This window comes from Bavariicoccus seileri WCC 4188 (genome assembly GCF_000421665.1).
Lineage (GTDB): Bacteria > Bacillota > Bacilli > Lactobacillales > Aerococcaceae > Bavariicoccus > Bavariicoccus seileri.
Map to the genome: position 1 here is coordinate 1 of NZ_ATXL01000104.1, position 1,376 is coordinate 1,376.

General features: G+C 51.0%; 1 rRNA gene. It reads right to left on the minus strand.

Annotated features, from left to right (window positions below):
- Nucleotides 1–1,376: ribosomal RNA gene (locus H541_RS13100) — 23S ribosomal RNA — on the minus strand; the annotation flags it as partial.

A 1,376-nucleotide genomic window follows, 5' to 3' on the forward strand; every position in this document is an offset into this window, starting at 1 on the left:
CTTCCAATCGCGTGCTTTTCTTAGCCTCCTGCGTCCCTCCATCAGTCAAACAATTGACAGCAGTACAGGAATATCAACCTGTTATCCATCGCCTACGCCTTTCGGCCTCGGCTTAGGTCCCGACTAACCCTGGGCGGACGAGCCTGCCCCAGGAAACCTTAGTTATTCGGTGGACGGGATTCTAACCCGTCTTTCGCTACTCATACCGGCATTCTCACTTCTAAGCACTCCACCTGTCCTTACGATCAGGCTTCGCCGTCCTTAGAACGCTCTCCTACCACTGGACCTATTGGTCCAATCCACAGCTTCGGTAATCTGTTTAGCCCCGGTACATTTTCGGCGCAGGGTCACTCGACTAGTGAGCTATTACGCACTCTTTAAATGATGGCTGCTTCTAAGCCAACATCCTAGTTGTCTGTGCAACTCCACATCCTTTTCCACTGAACAGATATTTGGGGACCTTAGCTGGTGGTCTGGGCTGTTTCCCTTTCGACTACGGATCTTATCACTCGCAGTCTGACTCCCGATCTAAAAATCGATGGCATTCGGAGTTTATCTGAATTCGGTAACCCGAGAGGGGCCCCTAGTCCAAACAGTGCTCTACCTCCATGATTCAATTGATCGAGGCTAGCCCTAAAGCTATTTCGGAGAGAACCAGCTATCTCCAAGTTCGATTGGAATTTCTCCGCTACCCACACCTCATCCCCGCACTTTTCAACGTACGTGGGTTCGGTCCTCCAGCGCGTTTTACCGCACCTTCAACCTGGACATGGGTAGATCACTTGGTTTCGGGTCTACAACAACAAACTGAGTCGCCCATTTCAGACTCGCTTTCGCTACGGCTCCGTCTTCTCAACTTAACCTCGCTTGTTATCGTAACTCGCCGGTCCATTCTACAAAAGGTACGCCATCACCCATTAACGGGCTCTGACTACTTGTAAGCACACGGTTTCAGGTACTATTTCACTCCCCTTCCGGGGTGCTTTTCACCTTTCCCTCACGGTACTGGTTCACTATCGGTCACTAGGGAGTATTTAGCCTTGCCAGATGGTCCTGGCAGATTCCGACGGGATTTCTCGTGTCCCGCCGTACTCAGGTGCTATGCGTGGGTTCTTAGTTGTCGGATACGGGGCTCTCACCCTCTTTAGCGCTGTTTCCCAACAGCTTCTCCTAACCAATCACCATCACTGATGCATAGTCCTACAACCCCAGAAAGCAAGCTTTCTGGTTTGGGCTCTTCCCCGTTCGCTCGCCGCTACTTAGGGAATCGATTTTTCTTTCTCTTCCTGCAGGTAATGAGATGTTTCAGTTCCCTGCGTCTACCTCACTGCTGGCTTAACACCAACGGTGTCACATTCGATCAAGAATGCGGGGTT